Source organism: Pseudomonas sp. LBUM1664 (assembly GCF_059695895.1).
Window position 1 is genome coordinate 331158 of the sequence record NZ_CP166791.1, and the last position, 16946, is coordinate 348103.

Annotated in this window: 20 protein-coding genes; 4 read left to right on the forward strand and 16 right to left on the reverse strand. The window is 62.5% G+C overall.

Features of this window, described 5'->3' with window-relative positions; genetic code table 11:
* Positions 1-6: 6 nt before the first annotated feature.
* From hrpT to ACA047_RS01610, 12 genes are all read right to left on the reverse strand, one after another.
* The gene (hrpT, locus tag ACA047_RS01555; RefSeq protein WP_497356065.1) at positions 7-216 is read right to left on the reverse strand and encodes an HrpT family type III secretion system protein; all 210 of its coding nucleotides are present in this window, start codon (positions 214-216) and stop codon (positions 7-9) included.
* On the reverse strand, positions 213-2363 hold the full coding sequence (gene sctC, locus ACA047_RS01560) for a type III secretion system outer membrane ring subunit SctC (RefSeq protein ID WP_497356067.1): 2151 nt from the start codon (positions 2361-2363) through the stop codon (positions 213-215). Before sctC ends, hrpT begins: the two co-directional genes overlap by 4 nt.
* The gene (locus ACA047_RS01565) at positions 2356-2793 is read right to left on the reverse strand and encodes a type III secretion system chaperone (RefSeq protein ID WP_497356069.1); all 438 of its coding nucleotides are present in this window, start codon (positions 2791-2793) and stop codon (positions 2356-2358) included. The genes sctC and ACA047_RS01565 overlap by 8 nt, the downstream gene beginning before the upstream one ends.
* Positions 2780-3004, reverse strand: coding sequence for a serine kinase (locus ACA047_RS01570; RefSeq protein ID WP_497356071.1), 225 nt, complete (start codon positions 3002-3004; stop codon positions 2780-2782). Before ACA047_RS01570 ends, ACA047_RS01565 begins: the two co-directional genes overlap by 14 nt.
* Before the next feature lie 92 nt (positions 3005-3096).
* Positions 3097-3678: a type III secretion system stator protein SctL gene (sctL, locus tag ACA047_RS01575; RefSeq protein WP_497356073.1), complete on the reverse strand. Its 582-nt coding sequence runs from the start codon at positions 3676-3678 to the stop codon at positions 3097-3099.
* Positions 3656-4246 (reverse strand): hypothetical protein, encoded by a 591-nt coding sequence (locus ACA047_RS01580; RefSeq protein ID WP_497356075.1) that lies wholly within the window; start codon positions 4244-4246, stop codon positions 3656-3658. The genes sctL and ACA047_RS01580 overlap by 23 nt, the downstream gene beginning before the upstream one ends.
* Positions 4243-5130, reverse strand: coding sequence for a type III secretion system inner membrane ring lipoprotein SctJ (gene sctJ / locus ACA047_RS01585; protein WP_497356077.1), 888 nt, complete (start codon positions 5128-5130; stop codon positions 4243-4245). Before sctJ ends, ACA047_RS01580 begins: the two co-directional genes overlap by 4 nt.
* A gap of 14 nt (positions 5131-5144) precedes the next feature.
* Positions 5145-5519 carry a type III secretion system inner rod subunit SctI gene (gene sctI / locus ACA047_RS01590; RefSeq protein ID WP_497356079.1) on the reverse strand — a complete coding sequence of 125 codons (375 nt, stop codon included), beginning with the start codon at positions 5517-5519 and terminating at the stop codon, positions 5145-5147.
* A 45-nt stretch (positions 5520-5564) separates the two neighbouring features.
* Positions 5565-6491, reverse strand: coding sequence for a type III secretion protein (locus ACA047_RS01595; protein WP_497356081.1), 927 nt, complete (start codon positions 6489-6491; stop codon positions 5565-5567).
* A 60-nt stretch (positions 6492-6551) separates the two neighbouring features.
* On the reverse strand, positions 6552-6881 hold the full coding sequence (locus tag ACA047_RS01600; protein WP_497356083.1) for a type III secretion system major pilin HrpA: 330 nt from the start codon (positions 6879-6881) through the stop codon (positions 6552-6554).
* Complete coding sequence (locus tag ACA047_RS01605) at positions 6857-7783, reverse strand: sigma 54-interacting transcriptional regulator (RefSeq protein ID WP_497356085.1); 927 nt, start codon at positions 7781-7783, stop codon at positions 6857-6859. The genes ACA047_RS01600 and ACA047_RS01605 overlap by 25 nt, the downstream gene beginning before the upstream one ends.
* A 395-nt stretch (positions 7784-8178) precedes the next feature.
* The gene (locus ACA047_RS01610) at positions 8179-8754 is read right to left on the reverse strand and encodes a DUF6436 domain-containing protein (RefSeq protein ID WP_497356087.1); all 576 of its coding nucleotides are present in this window, start codon (positions 8752-8754) and stop codon (positions 8179-8181) included.
* Between the two features lie 108 nt (positions 8755-8862).
* On the opposite strand from ACA047_RS01610, the gene bipL reads away from it, so the two are divergent.
* Positions 8863-9810: a phospholipase BipL gene (gene bipL, locus ACA047_RS01615; RefSeq protein WP_497356089.1), complete on the forward strand. Its 948-nt coding sequence runs from the start codon at positions 8863-8865 to the stop codon at positions 9808-9810.
* A 57-nt stretch (positions 9811-9867) separates the two neighbouring features.
* Here bipL and ACA047_RS01620 read toward each other — a convergent pair whose 3' ends face one another.
* Positions 9868-10611, reverse strand: a complete 744-nt coding sequence (locus ACA047_RS01620) for a hypothetical protein (RefSeq protein WP_497356091.1) — start codon at positions 10609-10611, stop codon at positions 9868-9870.
* Between the two features lie 140 nt (positions 10612-10751).
* On the opposite strand from ACA047_RS01620, the gene ACA047_RS01625 reads away from it, so the two are divergent.
* Both ACA047_RS01625 and ACA047_RS01630 read left to right on the forward strand, forming a co-directional pair.
* Positions 10752-11384 (forward strand): 2OG-Fe(II) oxygenase, encoded by a 633-nt coding sequence (locus ACA047_RS01625; RefSeq protein ID WP_497356093.1) that lies wholly within the window; start codon positions 10752-10754, stop codon positions 11382-11384.
* A 2-nt stretch (positions 11385-11386) separates the two neighbouring features.
* Entirely contained in the window at positions 11387-11878 is a 492-nt protein-coding gene (locus ACA047_RS01630) for a 2-thiouracil desulfurase family protein (RefSeq protein ID WP_497356095.1), read from the forward strand.
* Between the two features lie 79 nt (positions 11879-11957).
* Here the strand turns inward: ACA047_RS01630 and ACA047_RS01635 are convergent, their stop codons facing one another.
* Together ACA047_RS01635 and ACA047_RS01640 are read right to left on the reverse strand one after the other, a co-directional pair.
* Complete coding sequence (locus tag ACA047_RS01635; protein ID WP_497356097.1) at positions 11958-13331, reverse strand: GTPase/DUF3482 domain-containing protein; 1374 nt, start codon at positions 13329-13331, stop codon at positions 11958-11960.
* Positions 13324-14706 (reverse strand): DUF2868 domain-containing protein, encoded by a 1383-nt coding sequence (locus ACA047_RS01640; RefSeq protein ID WP_497356099.1) that lies wholly within the window; start codon positions 14704-14706, stop codon positions 13324-13326. Before ACA047_RS01640 ends, ACA047_RS01635 begins: the two co-directional genes overlap by 8 nt.
* A 65-nt stretch (positions 14707-14771) precedes the next feature.
* Between ACA047_RS01640 and ACA047_RS01645 the strand changes: the two genes are divergently transcribed.
* Positions 14772-15284, forward strand: coding sequence for a dihydrofolate reductase (locus tag ACA047_RS01645; RefSeq protein WP_497356101.1), 513 nt, complete (start codon positions 14772-14774; stop codon positions 15282-15284).
* A gap of 106 nt (positions 15285-15390) precedes the next feature.
* Here the strand turns inward: ACA047_RS01645 and ACA047_RS01650 are convergent, their stop codons facing one another.
* Positions 15391-16782: an L-cystine transporter gene (locus ACA047_RS01650; protein ID WP_497356103.1), complete on the reverse strand. Its 1392-nt coding sequence runs from the start codon at positions 16780-16782 to the stop codon at positions 15391-15393.
* Between the last annotated feature and the right edge of the window lie 164 nt (positions 16783-16946).

Consider the following 16946-nt stretch of genomic DNA (forward strand, 5'->3'; position numbering starts at 1 on the left):
ACCGTTTCAGTTCTCCAATGGCACGACCGTATGGTCGAGCGGGTGTTCTGGGGAGCCAAGGCCGCCGCGCATACCGGGCGACCACCAAATCACCAGCCGCGCGTTGTCGGGTTCGGCGCGGTCACAGGCGTCGCCCTGACAGCCCGAGCGGCTCGCACAGCCGGCGAACACGGGCAGACTCAGCAATACAACGAGCAGCAGTGGCGTGCGACTCATGGCGCGGTCCTCGTATGGGTTTGCAGAAGAGAGGGACGCCCGCCGCCTGGCACGCGAGCGGGTTGTTTCATGACCACAAACACTTCTGTTTCCTCGCCGGGTTCAAGCCACGCCTTCGGCCAGGTGGAAGCTGCCATGGTCCAGCGGCTGCCGCAGCTCGCCTCGTCGACACGCAGCCGCTGCTGTGCGTCGTTGCGTACCACGCCCACGGCGATTCCGTAATCAGGGCCTGCGAACCATTGAGCCCGTGCCGCGTCCAGCGACAATCCGGGTTGCAACGCGCAAAGTGTGTCGGGCGAGTAAGGAATCGATGCGGCCTGTTTGAACGTGGCCGGAATATTGCCGTCTGCGAGTTGGGCAAGCACGTCGCTGACCTCTATACGACCGATGGGGCGGGTGCCGTTGCGACGGTCTTCCAGGCGTGCCATGGCGCTGTCGACCTGTTCGCGGTCAAGGGCGGAGATATAGCGGGCCGGGTCGACCTGGTCACCGATCAGGCGTGGCGTCAGGATGAATACCCGTTCCCGGCGGCTGGTCTCGCGCGTGGTCGAAGAAAACAGCAGCGGGCCGATCAGTGGGATGCGACCCAGCCACGGCACCCGTTCGAGGTTGTCGCCAGTTTCTTCAGTATGAAAACCGCCCACTACCAACGACCGGCTTTCACCCATTACGGCCTGAGTGCTGACGACTCCCCGCCGCACGCTGGGCGTCTGCTGTCCGACCGCTGAGGCTTCGATGCGCCCGTCTTCAATGTCCAGGGACATTTGGATCTGATTGCGGCCCCCGGTCTCGATGGCGTGGGGCACTACCTGCAAGCTGGTACCCGCCGTGATGGGCTCGATGTTGGCCACGCGCTCGCCGATGGCGGAGATGTACTCTGTACGGCTGAAGTCGATGACTGCCGGCTGGTTTTCCAGGGTCAATACCGATGGGTTCGCCACCACCGAGGCCAGGCCACGCCCCTCCAGGGCCCGCAGTTGCGCAGAAAAATCGCCGTAATCCTGAATGAACACTGTCGAACTGGCGCCGGGGCGAAGCATCGAGGCCCCGCCAATCAGATCGCCGCTCTCGACGTTCCAGTTCGAGGCCAGTTCGGCCAGCTGGGTACGGTCGATGTCCAGGATGATCGCATCGATTTCCACCAGCTTGCGCGGTACATCCATGTCGTGAATCAGCGGGGTGTAGATTTCCCGCCGCTTGGGCGCGTCGTAGATGAGCACCGCATTATTGCGTACGTCGGCTTCGACGCGGATCTTGCCCCGGCCGCCTCCACCGCCGCTCCCACCGGGCTGCACACGGTTCATGTTCGGGCGGCCCATGCCGCTCAATGCCAACTGTTCGATATTGCCCATGGCCATGGACTGCTGGGTCTGCATGTTCTGGAACGACGCCTGAGGCGAAGCCGTTTGCATGCCTCCCGAAGCGGAGCTGCGGGTTTCCAGCAGGCCTCTCAGAATGCTGGCGACCCCGGGAATGACCAGCGTTTCGCCCCGGTATTTGACGTTCCGGTCGGCGGCGGTGGCGTAGCGCAGCGGGAAACTGATCACTTGCTGCTTCTCTTCGGGTGTTTTGCGCGCTTCGGCAAACTGCGCCACCAGACGCACGTATCGCTCCGGGCCGGAGACCAGTACCACGCCTTCGTCGGGCAATTCACCCCAGCCGAAACGCGGGTCCAGCAGGCCGATATCGGTCAAGGCCTGTTTCATGTCCGGCACGGCATCGGCGGACACTTCCAGGCGCGTGGAATCCTGGTTTTGCAGAGGACTGATGTACAAGCTGCTGCCGTACATGAACCACTGGAAGCGATTTTCCAGGCCGAGCCTGTCGAGGAACGCCTGGGGGCTTTCGGCGCGCATCCGGCCCTCGACGGTGCCTTTCACGGTGCCGTCAATCACCAGTTGCACCGCGAAGGTATTGGCGAAGTCGCCGAGTACCTTGGCCAGGGGCGTGCTCTGGGCGTCATAGGCGTAAGGCGTATTCTTCCAGTCGGTCGGCACTGCCGCCTGTGTCGGCATACCCAAGCCAAGCGTGCCGGTCAACGCGAGCGCGATCAGCGAAGGTTTGCTCCAGTGGTGTGCGATCAACTGGCGAAGGTGTACCGTGCCTTCGGTCATCAAGCGGTACGGTGCAAGCCACCTGTTAGGCATGGCGGATTCCTGTTCCGAGGAGGTGAGAGTGCGAGGGGCGTCGCGCCGCAGGCGCCGCAACGGCACGTTGGTCTCTATTGAGGATCGATTGCCAGGTGTCGCGTTGGTTGAGCAGCGCTTCGAGCATCTCGATCAGGTCGTCGATGTGCCAGTCCAGTGCCAGTTGCGCCACCAGCCATAACCGACCGTCTTGCGGCGAACGGGCCAGCGCACCGGGAAAGCGTGAGAGGCTTGGGTGCGCCAGCCGAAGAATGTCTTCCAGAGACACCTCATTGGCCACAGGGGGAGTCAGCTCGACCGATGTCAGCAGACCGCCTTCGAGCTTGCTGAAGGTCGCCTCGCCATCGTCGATGACAAGGGTGAAGCGCTCTGGCTCGTCGGCACCGGTGCTCCAGCGGGTGAGCTGTGCTCGCAGCTCATGGCATTGCATCGATAATCGCCTTGGCGAGGTTGTGATGGGCAGTGGTTTGTTGAGTGGCTGCGTTCACCGCGACTGACATGCCGTTCATGCTGGTGAGAAAGGAGTGCATATCGTCGAGCGACTGACTGTCTGCAGCGTTCATTGCCGCGTTGTTGACGTTGTCGGTTGCGCGCTGGAAGTAGGTGTCGAGGCGGCGCTGGACGGCATCGATAGAAGACATAAACGGTTCCTCTAGGCTAGGCGTATTCACGGTGTGAGTGGTGGATACGCCGGCGACGGTTCCGCGAAAGTGAGGGAAAAAATGATGCCTGGTTACGGCTGCGGTTCGGGCAGGCGTAACGCCTCGACGGCGGTGGGCCAGTCGAGCAGGAACGTGCCGCCAGGTGTTTCCAGCTTCAGTTGGTGCAGAGCCATGTCGGCGTCGGCCACCGGCGTCCAAGGGCGCCCGCCACCTGCGCCCAGGCTTTGCGTCAGGCTTGCCAGGTCCTCGGGATGACAGCGAAGGGTGGCACTGACCGGGTCGTTCTGACGACACGCAAGCTGGCGTACGAGCGCATCGATGCGCGCCTGATCCGGGACATCGTCCAAAAGCGTCCTCAGGGCCTCGTTGACCAAATGCGCAGCACTCGTCTCGATTCGCTCCCACATGGCTTGGCGCTGGGCTTCCCACGCTGCGAGCAACGTTTCGGCTTTCGCCCAGAATTGAGCTTGAGCCTCGAGCACCACCGCGTCGCCCTCTTCAAAGGCGCGTTCAAGCAGCTGCGCGGCCTGTGCCTGAGCCTGTTCAATAACGATTTGCGCACGGGCACAGTCGACCAGGGTTTCGCGCGCGATATAGGGCTGCAGCAGGCCCTGGCCATCGGGGCGCAGTTCAAGCGAACGCCGAGCGAACATCGTGAATCTCCGTTTCGATAGGGGCGAGGGTTGCCAGGCTTTGCTCGGCTTTCCAGCACGCGGACTGCCACAGCGTGTTGAGCTTGGAGGCTGGTGGTTGTGGGGCGGGCAGACATTCGATGGCAATGATTGTGTTGCGTGGGAACGCCAGGCGCGCACGTTGCCAGGTCGGCTCGCCCAGCCAGGCGCGCAGCAATGCGAGCGGATCCTGACCTTGTTCGAGCCAGTGCCCTGGGCGCAGCGCTTTGGCGGTGCGCTCGCACCATGCTCGATCCTGCGTCGAAAGCGCATCCGTTACTGTTAACGGTGAGCAAGTGTTCGCCACCAATTCGCAGGCAAGGGTCAAGGTCCGGGGGGCGCCACAGAGCAGCGACTGCACCGCCGGGTTGGGGCGTGGTGGTGTGCAAGGCGATATACCGAAACTGCGTGCCAGCGCGGCATGGTGCCCCCGGGCAAGGGCGTCGATGTGTGACGCGGTCAGCCGGCAAAGCGCCGGCGAATGCCAGTCACTGTGTGCTTCGCGCCATGGGTGGCTCCACCAGCGAACCCACTCAAGCGCCGCAGTCATGCGGCGGTCCCACTGCTATCCGGCTTGGCGCCCGGGCTTTTCACTGCAAATAGAGGGGGCACTGTGCTGCTCGGCTGTGAGGTGGGCGTACCCGTGGGTTTGGCGAACTTCTGATCAAAAAATCGAGGCAGCGCCAACACACCTTTGCGCCATAGCCTATAAAGGCCGTACAAGGCGCCCATCAGGACGGCCAGCAATGTGATGCTTGCCGCCACGGTCACCGCCCTCCAATAGCCGACGTCGTCGGCCTGCATGAGGAACGGTCCGAAATACGCCATCTTGCGCCGTTCCTGATACGGCGCAGTGGGAACGAATATCACCGATAACTTGCCAGTGTTCTGGGCGGCGTCGGCCATGCCGGGGATACCGCTGGCGACCAGGTTGCGCACTCGCGGCGTGATGCTGTCGGGATCCAGGGCATTGGTGTGTTTGATAAATACCGAAGCCGATGCGGGCTGGACCGGCTCACCCGGGGCCACCCGTTCCGGTAGAACCACATGGACGCGGGCGAGCACCACTCCGTCAATGTGTGAAAGCGTCGATTCGAGTTCCTGGGACAGCGCATAGATGTAGCGGGCACGCTCTTCCATCGGCGTGGAAATGACCCCCTCCTTGCGGAAAATCTCACCCAGGCTGGAACGGGAGCGACGAGGCAGGCCGGCGGCTTCGAGCACGTGAACGGCGCTGTTCATGTCGGCAGGCTCGACCAGCACCGTCAGCCCGTCTTTGTCGACCTGCTTGCTCGCCTCAATGCTCTTGTCCGCCAGTTCAGCGATCACTTCGTTGGCATCCTGCTCGGAGAGGCGGCTATGCAGCGCCGCCCGTTCGTCGCAGCCGGTGAGCAGCAGGCACAGCAACAGTGTAGAGAATGCGCGCATGAACATGACCGGCTTTCCCTCTACTGAAGATTAGTGAGCTTCTCGATCGCCTGGGAGCCTTTGCTGACCATCTTCGCGGTCATCAGGCTTTCCAGGTGGAAGGATGACAAGGACCGGTTCGACTGCAGCATATCTTTGGGATCGGCGGTGCGGATGGCCTTGAGCATGTCCCGGTTGGCGCGATCATCGAGCCGCTGCAGTTCACCGGAGCGGCTCGACAACGAATCGATGATTTTCGCCGCGACATTGTTCTCGCTGTCCGGTAAGGGTGGCTTGTCACGCATTTGCGCGTTGAACCAACTGACATCACTGGACTCGGCGCTCGCTTGCGGCTTGGGAGTCGCTTTTGCGGAGGTGGAGGCGAGGTTGCTGGCGTCGATGGCTTGTATTTCCATGGGGTCTCTCCGATTTCAAAGGGCCATTTCAAAGGGCGGATGCCTTCAGGCGCACATCAGCCTCAAGACGTTGCGAGCGCTACCGGTGACGCTCAGGTGAAACTCGATTTCTTCCCGGCTACGTTTGGCGCACCGCCCCATCGAGGCGTGCTGGCCGGCCAGACGGGCCAGTGCGAAGTCCAGTTGTTCCAGGGCGAATTGGAACAACCGTGTTTCGCGAGCATCCAGCCATTTGCCGCGGGCAATACGGTCCGTCCATGTCCACAGTTCCCCGTTGAGGGTCTCAGGTGGGGGATATCGCGCGGGGTGTTGATCCATGAATCCTGCGATCTCGAACAGCAGGTCCTGGTCGTCTTGCTCATAACGCGCCTGGCCGTCATCTTCGCCGACGTCCAGCAGCGTCAACAGTTTCCTGCGGCCCAAAACCGCGATGAGTTTGAGCAGTAGCAACAGGCTCGCGTTATGACGATCGCGCAGCGCGGCGTGGTCGCCCGCCATCTCCCAGGCGCCGAATAGCGCGCCGCCGAAGGGGTTGTTCGCGCTGCCGAAATCGCTTTGGCTGCCGACATCGTTATCGCCGATGGGCTGCCGGCGATGAGCGAACATCAGCGCCAGATCGTGAAACAAATCTTCATTGGAATAGGCATCATCGATATCGACGTCGAGATTAGGGCCGGTACCGCCGTTGATCTCTTCCAGAATGTCTGCAAGCACCAGGCTTAAAGGGTTTTCAGCCTTTGCGGTCAAGCTCTGCGGGCTCAGCCAACCGCGTTGGGACTGTCCCCCCGCCGTGCCGTGTTCACTACCCCACTGGGCGAGCGACTCCCTCAACCGGTCACTGGCCGCATGATGCGTCAGATGCTCGACGACCAAGCTTGCCAGGCCTTGCGGGATCGGGGCTTGGCTCAACGTTGGGTCGTCATGCGGCAGGTCTCTGGGAGTACGGAGGCTGTTCAGCAAGTCGATGTGCATAGGCCCTCCTCTCATCGCGCTTGAGGTTACCCCGCCGGAGCGGGGTCTGAAGCGGGGTGGTCAGAATCGTATGTTTTTCGATGCCTCCCCCATGGCGGTGATGGCTTTGGTTGCGGTGTCCATCGATCCTGCCGAGATTGCATTCATGGTATCGGCGACCAGTTTCTTTTGGTCGAATTCGGATTTCATGGTTGTCATCGCCGCCGAGGTAGCGTCCATCTGCTGCATGGCCGCCGTGGAGGCCGCGAGAGAAGCTCCACCAAAACTCATAGTCGTATCTCCGGATTGTGGAATGGCGAGACGATCTGTGAGCGTCTCGACGGTTAAGTGGCAGGAGGTGCGTAAACGGTTCCACACCGATCCACTTAACTCGTCGATATTTGGAGGCACTTCATCCGGTAATACAGCGTGCGCCGGGCGATACCCAGTTCGGCGATGACCTTGTCGATGCAATGATGGTGACGGCGCATGCAGTCCTCGATGAGGATTTTTTCGAACTGCTGCAGATGCTCCTTCAACTTGAGGGTTGAAGAACTACAGTCTTCCAGTTGTTCGGCGCGAGGCAGGGCCGGCAGGCCCAGCACGTATCGCTTGGCGGCGGACTGCAGCTCGCGGATGTTGCCAGGCCAGGCGTAGCCGAGCAGCTGGCGCAACAGTTCCGGCGACGGTGCAACATAGGGCCGATCAAGCGCCAGGGCCTCCCGGCGCACCAGCGACTGGAACAGTGGCACGATGCGCTCCTTCCTGCTGCGCAACGGGGGCAGCTTGAGGCTGATGATGTTCAGGCGGAAATAAAGGTCCCGGCGAAATTCACCGCGTTCGACCATTTCCCCCAGCGGACATTGGGCGGAGGCAATAACTCGCATGTTCACCGGGATGTTCTGGGTCGAGCCCAGCCGCTGGACCGTTCTGGATTCCAGGACACGCAGCAGTTTGGCTTGCAGCGCCAACGGCATGCTGTCGATTTCGTCCAGATACAGCGTGCCGTTATGCGCGGCTTCGACGAACCCCGCGCGATTTTGGTTGACCCCGGTAAACGCGCCGGTATTGGCGCCGAAGAGCTGACTCTCCGCCAAGGTTTCGGGAATGGCGGCGCAGTTGATGGCAACGAATCTGCCGGAGCAGCCGGACATCCGATGGATTTTCTCTGCCAGGGTATCTTTGCCAGTGCCGGTCTCGCCGCGCAGCAGTACGTCGATCATGAGCGGGGCCACACTTTGGGCAAACGCCTCGACGTTGAGAGCATCTTCCTTAAGGGGAGTGGAAAGTACAGCGCATAGCAGCTTTTGCATCACTGACGATTCCATTCTTGTTTGTTTAGGAGGGTCGACAAGTTGAAGATGAAAAGGCGTGTAAAACTTCCTCGATAGAGCGCCGCCGCGCGACCGCGTTGGGAAATCAACGTTCTGCTGTCACGAGGTTTAGAGAAGAGATTAAAAAAAAGTTCATGTTGGCCGGCCGCTGTTAATCGATTCAGCTAAACGGTCACAAAACCTCGGCAACCCTGCACGGCCCGCGTTCTATGGGGAGGAAGCCGTGAAGGGACGGCGTTGGCGTCCTTCGGGGCAAATTGGATCCGACAAACGGTTCAGCGGCGAGCGTGACTTTGAGCAAGCGCTCTAATAATGAGTAAGTGCTCTAACGTTTGAGCGGCCACCCAGGAGAAGTCCAGCGATGACTGGGTTTATCAGTTTGAAATCGACCACGGGCAATAACAACCCACGGCCAGCGTGTGGGTAGCATTGACCGCCCGGCCGACGCTCAATGCCTCGAGGATCGGCTCGATGAAGCTGTTGCTCGAATTGCAGGTCAGGCCTTCGCTGTAGGGGCCGAAATACGCCAGTTTGCCACTGCGATCCCAGATCGCCACGGCCGGGCTGGCGGGTATCTGGCTCGAACCAGGCAGCGCGGCAAGGGGTTTGAGACTGCTCAGTGTGGCCGGCAACCGACCCTGGCTACCGGTCTTTTGTACCGCATAAAACTCGACGCCTTGCGGTACATATTTATCGACCAGCTCGGAAAGGTGTTGCTGATTGCCGACGTTGCACGGGCAGGCCGGGTCCCAGAAATGCACCAGGCGGATTGCGCCAGGGCCGGCCAGCTCCGCCGGCAGGCGCAGAGAATCGCCGGAAAACACTGCCGTGTGTTGGCTGAACGCCCGCAGAAAACGCCCCTGGAACCAGTCGTAGGCGAACCACAACACGACGGCGCATCCGAGGGCTAGCAGACTGGCAAGCAAGGTCGTGCGGTGGGACGGGCGCATGGAGTCGATCCTCTGAGACCGCGTAGCTTGCCATGCCTGCCGCGACAGATGAATATCACAGGCTTACAAAGTCTGTTTCGCCCACTGCGCTTTTGCCTGGAAATACTGATGCCTGCCACTTTCGACCCCGATCACCTGCGTGCCAGCCTGCAACCTCTGGCTCAATGGCAACCCCTGTCGGAGCAAGCACAGGCCTATCAGCGGTTCTATGGGCTGGACTTCCCCCAGCGTACCTTGCGCAAGGGATTGGGGCGTTTCGAGATAAACGGGTATGAGTTGGTCAGTCAGGTCTGGTGGCCGGAAAAAGCTGTGGCGACGATGTTCGTGTTCCATGGTTTCTACGATCATATGGGGCTGTACCGGCACTTGATCGAATGGGCGCTGGAGCAGAAATTCGCGGTGATCGCCTGCGACCTGCCGGGCCACGGCCTGTCCAGCGGTGAACGCGCCAGCATCCATGATTTCGGCGAGTACCAGGCCACGTTGCAAGGCCTGCTGGCCGAAGCCGGGACGCTGGACTTGCCGCAACCCTGGCATCTTTGTGGGCAAAGCACCGGCGGGGCCATTGTGGTTGATCACGTGCTCAACCAGGGCGCACACAGCCCGGCCCAGGGCCAGGTGATTCTGCTGTCGCCCCTGGTGCGGCCCCGGGCCTGGGGCTGGTCGCGCCTGAGCTATTACCTGCTCAAACCCTTCGTGACTGGCATTGCCCGGCGCTTCAGCGAGAACTCCAACGACCCGGCCTTTCTGCCGTTCCTGCAAGCCGACCCGCTGCAACCGCTACGCCTGCCTACCGCGTGGGTCGGTGCGTTGGCGCAATGGATCAAGCACATCGAAGCCGCTCCAAGCAGCCCGCGCCGGCCCTTGATTGTGCAGGGGCAGGCGGACATGACGGTGGATTGGGTGCATAACCTGCAAGTGCTGCGCGGCAAGTTCGACCGGCCGCAGGTGCTGATGCTGCCCGAAGGCCGGCATCATCTGGCGAATGAAACCCTGGCGATGCGGCAGGAGATGTTTGGGTTTCTGGAGAAGCGGATGAGCCGGGTCCGGCGGTGACTTTGTCATTGCTATCGCGAGCAGGCTCGCGATGGCGGTGCAACAGGCGCTGAAGATCTACTGCCCAAGGTTCTGCCCCACCGCCAACCCCGCCCGAATCGCCGCCAGAGCCGCTTGATAATAAGCCTGGCCCTCGGTCGATTCGGCGAAGGTGGAAAATTCTTCCAGCTCGGTATCCGTCAGGTCGCGGTAGACGTACAGCAGCGTGTTGTTCAGGTCAGTGCCGATCTGCTCCATCAGCCGCTGGCGCTGGCCGTTCAGCATGCCCTGGGCCTGGCCGCCACCGAGCAAGCCGGGAATCATCGAGCTCAGGCTGTCGGCCGCCACACCGGCAATCGCCAGGCTGACTTCGGCACCGGCCTCGCGGGCGGGCAGGGCCTGGGCCAGGTGGCCGATGATCAACAGGCGGTTGTCGCTGGCTTGCATCTTCGGCAAGCCCTTGGCGTTTTTCGCCAGTTGATCGCGACGGGTTGCCAGCAGCTCGGCCGCTACGACTTTGCGGCCCAGGGGCGACTGGAAAAAGGTCAGGGCCGGGTTCGGGTCGCGTAGGTTCTTGCGCATTTGCGCCTCGGCCCGCTGGTCCATGGCCTGGGGGGCGAAACGTTGATTGCTGTTGTTTACCAGCGCCTGGAACACTGCCGGCGGCAGGCTGTTCTGGTAACGCTGCTGCGCGGCGCTCAAGGCGTCATTGAAATGCGCCCGCTGTTCCGGCCAGCCGGCGACCTTGTACAACTGGTCGTAGCTGTCTGCCCAGGCGGGCAATACACAGAACATCAACAGTGAGAAAAGCAAACGGCGCATAGGGACTCCTGTCAGCAGCCGACTATTCTCCGTGGGGTGTGGGGTCTTGTCGAGAATTCGTATCAAGTTCGTTCGACGGCGCTCTCTGGCGTCGCAAACCCGCTGCGCGGCGCTGTCGGTTTTGCAGGCACAGGAATACTATGCGCGCCATGCAAATACCTTCTGATCACCCGTTGCTGTTACGTATCGTCGACGACCTGGCCGAGCGCGGCTGGTCGCAGCAGAACATTTTCCTGCCAGATGCGCTGACCCGCGCGCTGGCCGCCGAATGTCGCCAGCGCGCGGTCGAGGGTGAACTGGCTCCAGCGGCCGTCGGGCGCGGGCCGTTTTCGGAAATTCGTGAAGGGATTCGCGGTGATCGCATCCAGTGGATCGAGCCAGGTCAGGCGCAAGCCTGCGACCGTTACCTGGGGTTGATGGACAGCCTGCGCGAGGCGATGAACCGCGGGCTTTTCCTGGGCCTGGAAGATTTCGAAAGCCACTTCGCCCTGTACCCGCCCGGGGCGTTTTACCTCAAGCACGTCGACCGTTTTCGCGATGACGACCGGCGCATGGTGTCGGCGGTGCTTTACCTCAACGACGGCTGGTTGCCGGAACATGGCGGCCAGTTGCGCATGTACCTGGACGACGGCGTGGAGCATGACGTGGTGCCCACCGGCGGCTGCCTGGTGGTGTTCCTGTCGGGGGAAATACCCCATGAAGTCCTGCCTGCCACGCGCGATCGCCTGTCCTTGACCGGCTGGTTCCGGCGCCGCGGCAACGAGTTGTTCTGAGCATGGAAAAAATCCTGGTCAGCCGCTGTCTGCTCGGGCACCGCGTACGCTACGACGGCGGTGCCAGCGGGCCGTTCGATCAGCTTGAGCAATGGGTCGACGAAGGTCGGGTCGTGCCGTTGTGTCCGGAAGTCGCCGGCGGCTTGCCCACGCCCCGGGCGGCGGCGGAAATTCCCGGCGGGCAGGGTGGGCAAGTGCTCGATGGCCAGGCGACGGTGATCACCACCGAGGGTGAAGACGTCAGTGCGCAGTTCCTGTCTGGCGCGTCTCAAGCGTTGGAGCGGGTGCGTGAACACGCTATTCGGATCGCCGTGCTCAAGGCCAACAGCCCGTCGTGCGGCAATCTGCTGACCTACGACGGGACGTTCAGTGGTGTGAAAGTTTTTGGCGAAGGCGTGACGGCTGCCTTGCTCAAGCGCCATGGCGTACAAGTGTTCAGTGAGCTGGAATTACCTGAAGCGGCGGCGGCGCTCAGGGCGTTGATCGACGACTGATTTCTACCGGACAGACTGCTCTTGTGGCGAGGGGCTCCCACAAATCCCCTGCCACAGAGTTTTGTGTGCCTTGCCACATTCAGAGCTGCTCGGCCAACCGCTCGATCTGTTCTTGCCGATCCGCCTGGCTCAACCGCGCCTGGGGATTGAGCGATGACCACTGCGGATACGCCCGTGCCTTGTTCAGGGCTTCGGGCAGTTTGCTTTCGCGCCAGGTCTTGTCCTGGGGCGTGGCGATGCGGATGCTGTCCATCGCCGCATGGCCGCGCTGGTTGAGGGCTTGCAGCAATTGTCGTTGGCGCAGGGCCAACAGGCGCAGCACGCTGTCGTCCACCGTCAGCTCGCGCTGGCCCTTGAGTTTGCCCATCAGCCGGTTGCCATAGCTGCGGGCGGTTTGCAGGGCGCCGCCGGCAATGGCTCCGGCCAGGGCGGCGGCGCCGAGGGTCAGGCCGCCCACCAGCAAATCCACACCAGCACCGGCTGCCGCGCCCGCCGCGATCCCGCCTCCGACGCGCACGCCCAATTGCTTGAGGGTTTCGGGGTTGAACAGGTCATCGCCCCAGCGTCCGTCGAGTAGCGGCAGATCACTGGCGGCAGCGTCTTGGGAGCGGAAGGCGTAAAGCTTGAGCAGGGCCTCGACGCAGCATTGTTCGCGCTGGCGCACCGCGTTGCGCAGCTCGCTGATGGCCTGGCGCTCCAGCTCGGTATCGCTGGCCACGCTGCGTCGGCAGGCGGCGCAATCGATCAGCAACTCGGCGATCAATCGCGTCGCGCTCTGCTGGCGGGCCAGGCGTTGAGCCTGTTGATCGGTGATCAGTCGTTCCAGTTGCCCACGGGAACTTTCCAGCAACAGCGCGAGGCTTTCATACAGGCGTCGTTCGCCGTCCTCGGGCGGAGCGACGCTGTCAAAGCGTACCAGGGCGTGCAGCCCCAACCGCGCCAGGGCTTCGCGCCAGTCGGGTTCGCGGTGCTGGGTGCTGCTGACGAAATTCAACACCGGCAGCAGCGGTTTGCCGCAACTGGCGAGGACCTCCAGTTCATCGCGGTATTTGGCCAGCACCGGCTCTCGGGCATCAATCACGTAAAGTCCGGCATCGCTGGCGAGCAGTTGCCGCAGTACCTTGGCTTCCTGTTCGAAGCGTTGCCGCGCCTCGCTGCCCTCGAGGAAACGGGCCAGGCGCGCCGGCCCGTCCAGGCGTTCACCGGGGCGCTCCAGGCGTTCGAGGTAATCGAGCAGGGCGATGGCGTCTTCCAGGCCCGGCGTGTCGTAGAGCTCCAGCAATGCTTCGCCGTCCACCGACAAGCGCGCACCTTCAACGTGCCGGGTCGTGCTCGGACGGTGGGACACCTCGCCGAAGCCGACGTCCCGGGTCAGGGTGCGCAACAGGGAAGTCTTGCCCACATTGGTGTGGCCGACGACCGCCAGTTTCAGCGGCTTCATGGGTTTAGTCATGGCCGGTCTCCAGCCAGTTCAATGGCGCGCAGTCGGCGAAGGGCAATTGCAACCGTTGCAGCGCGGTGTGCCAGTCGCCCAGGCGCTCGGCATCCAGTGCTTCACCGGGCGGTGCCTGCAATAGCCAGACGCGAGTGGCGCTGGCGCTGCGGGCCAGCTCGGCGATCAACGCCAGGCTGCCGCGGTCCGGTGAGCGCCGTGGGTCGCAGGCAATCGCCAGTCGCGCTGGAGGAAAGCGCGACAGTTGTTCGAGGAGTTTGTGGCGAGACTCCCGGCTGTCGAGGATGCCGGCATTTTTCACGGTGTCCGGCAGTTTCGGCGGCCAGGGGCGTTCGTCCAGCTCTATCGCCACCAGCAGCGCGCCGTCGCTTTCCATCGCACCGACAGCACTGTCGATTTGATGCAACTGCGCGGGCGCGGCGTCGTTGACGCCCAGGCGTTCGCTGCTGGGCATCAGTCGTTCGCGCAGTTGGGCGTAGCCCGGCAGGTTCAAGTCCAGGCGCAGCGTGGCGCGGCCGCGCTGCCAGCGCCACAGGCATAACAGCGCCAGGCACAGTCGCGGCAGCACGCCATAGACCAGCACCACGCCCACTAACCAGGCGGCCCAGGCCTGACGGGCGATTTCGATGTTCAGGGCGCCGTCGCCGCTGGCGCGGATCATCTCCACGGTCGGCACACTGAACCCCAGCAGGGCGGGCAGCGCGCCAAGGGCCTGGGTCATGGCGACGAAGGTCTCGCCGCCGAGAATGGTGGTTTCCCACACAAAGCCATAGCGCCGGGTTGCCATCAGCATCAGCACGATGACCAGCGCGCTGAGCATCGCCAGCAGCCATAAACCGTTGACCAGCACGCCGACGGCCCAGCGATTGAGCTTGTGCCGTTGCAGCAACAGCACAAGCGCTGGCGCCAGTTGGGCGGCCTTGGCATCGCGTGCGAGTTTCTCGCTGAGCCACAGCCACAAGCGCCCCAGTGTGGCGCCTTGGTCACCGCAAAGGAGTTCACCGGCGAATATCAAGCCCAGGGCCCAGCCGATGAGCAGGATCAGGTTCAGCCCCAAAAGACTGCCCAAGGCCCAGAACACGTTGACGGGCGTTTGACCGTCGCCGAGGGCGGCAAGCCCCAGGCCGGCGCCGCTGATGAGGGCGAGCACCGCCAGTACCATCAGCGCCAGGCGGGCCCCTTGCAGCCAGTGGCGCAGGGCTTCGGTGAGACCATCGCGCTCGGCCAGCCAACGGGCGCGATGGCGGATGCGGGTGGATAAATCGCCTCCAGCCGCGCGGGCCAGGCGATTGGCTTCCAGGTCCTCGAGCGGGCCGGCGTGCTCTTCACGCAGGCGTACGGTCTCGGTCAACCAGAGGTTTTGCAGTTCAGTCACGGGCGCTTCCGTCGCTCAAATGAGGGTTGAGCATAACCGCTCGAGCCTCTGGTATCCTCGCAGCCATGAAAAAAACACTCCCTTTAAGCCTGATCGCAGCCCTCGGTGAAAACCGTGTGATCGGCGTCGACAACAGCATGCCCTGGCACTTGCCGGGGGATTTCAAATACTTCAAGGCCACCACCCTGGGCAAGCCGATCATCATGGGCCGCAAGACCTGGGATTCCCTCGGTCGGCCGCTGCCGGGGCGCCTGAACATTGTGGTCAGTCGCCAGCCGGACCTGGTGCTGGACGGCGCGGAAGTTTTCTCCACGCTGGAGGCAGCGGTGGCGCGGGCCGAGGCGTGGGCGCTGGAGCAGGGGGTCGATGAACTGATGTTGATCGGCGGTGCCCAACTGTACGCCCAGGCCCTGGAACAGGCGGACCGGTTGTACCTGACCCGCGTGGCGCTGAGCCCGGAAGGGGATGCGTGGTTTCCGGCGTTTGATTCCAAACAATGGACGTTGGTGTCGAACCAGCCGAATCCGGCCGAAGGGGACAAACCGGCTTACAGCTTTGAGGTGTGGGAAAAGCGTTAATCCACGTGGGAGCAAAGCTTGCTCGCGATTCAGACGACGCGGTGCTTCAGTCGAACCGTATCACCGTTCTTCGCGAGCAAGCTTTGCTCCCACAGGTATCAGGCAATCAAGCGTGCGCCAATTCCCCATGTTCCTCGGCATCCAGCAACGCCTTGTCGGTCTGCTGCATCACCTGGCTGGTGATGGCGCCGGCGGTGATCGAGCCGCTGACGTTCAGCGCCGTGCGGCCCATGTCGATCAGTGGCTCGACGGAAATCAGCAGCGCCACCAGCGAAACCGGCAAGCCCATGGCCGGCAGCACGATCAACGCGGCAAACGTCGCGCCGCCACCGACACCGGCCACGCCGGCCGAACTCAAGGTCACAATCGCTACCAGCGTCGCGATCCACACCGGGTCCAGCGGGTTGATGCCTACCGTTGGCGCGACCATCACCGCCAGCATGGCCGGATAGAGGCCGGCGCAACCGTTCTGGCCGATGGTGGCGCCGAACGATGCGCTGAAGCTGGCAATGGCCCGCGGAATACCGAGCCGGCTGGTCTGGGCTTCGATGCTCAGCGGGATGGTCGCGGCGCTGGAGCGGCTGGTGAAGGCGAAAGTCAGCACCGGCCAGATCTTGCGGAAGAAACGTAGCGGGTTGATCCCGGCGGCGGATACCAGCAGGCCGTGGACCACGAACATCAGGCCCAGCCCCAGGTACGACACCACGACAAAACTGCCGAGCTTGATGATGTCTTGCAGGTTGGAACCGGCCACCACCTTGGTCATCAGCGCCAACACGCCGTACGGGGTCAGTTTCATCACCAGGCGCACCAGGCGTGTCACCCAGCTTTGCAGGGTGTCGATGGTGTTGATCACTTTCTGGCCTTTCTGCGCATCATCCTTGAGCAGTTGCAGCGCCGCGACACCCAGGAACGCCGCGAAAATCACCACGCTGATGATCGAGGTCGGCTTGGCCCGGGCCAGGTCGGCAAACGGGTTCTGCGGAATAAACGAAAGCAGCAATTGCGGGATATTCAGGTCGGCGACCTTGCTGGCGTAGTCGCTCTGGATCACCTGCAGGCGCGCCAGTTCCTGGGTGCCGGCCACCAGGCCCTCGGCGGTGAGGCCGAACAGGTTGGTCAGGCCGATGCCGATCAGGGCGGCGATAGCGGTGGTGAACAGCAGTGTGCCGATGGTCAGGAAGCTGATCTTGCCCAGGGACGAGGCGTCATGCAGGCGGGCCACGGCGCTGAGAATCGAGGCGAAGACCAGTGGGATCACGATCATTTGCAGCAACTGCACGTAGCCGTTGCCCACCAGGTCGAACCAGCCGATCGAGGCCTTGAGCACCGGGTTGCCGGCGCCATAAATCGTGTGCAGGGCGGTGCCGAACACCACGCCCAGCACCAGTGCCAGCAGTACTTTCTTGGCCAGGCTCCAGGTGCCGTGACGAGTTTTCGTCAGGCCGAACAGCAGGGCGAGGAACACCAGCAGATTGAGGATCAGCGGCAGATTCATCAAAAGAGCTCCGATAAGGCTTGTGCCAGTCGCCTGAAGCTGCGACTGCGAGCCGGGGAGCCTAACAGCTTGATATCTAATGAATTAATACTAAAAAAGCATGTTAACTGTCGCTTTTGGAATAAGGCGCTGACGCTCTCGGGAATGCCGCTGGCGTGATCAAG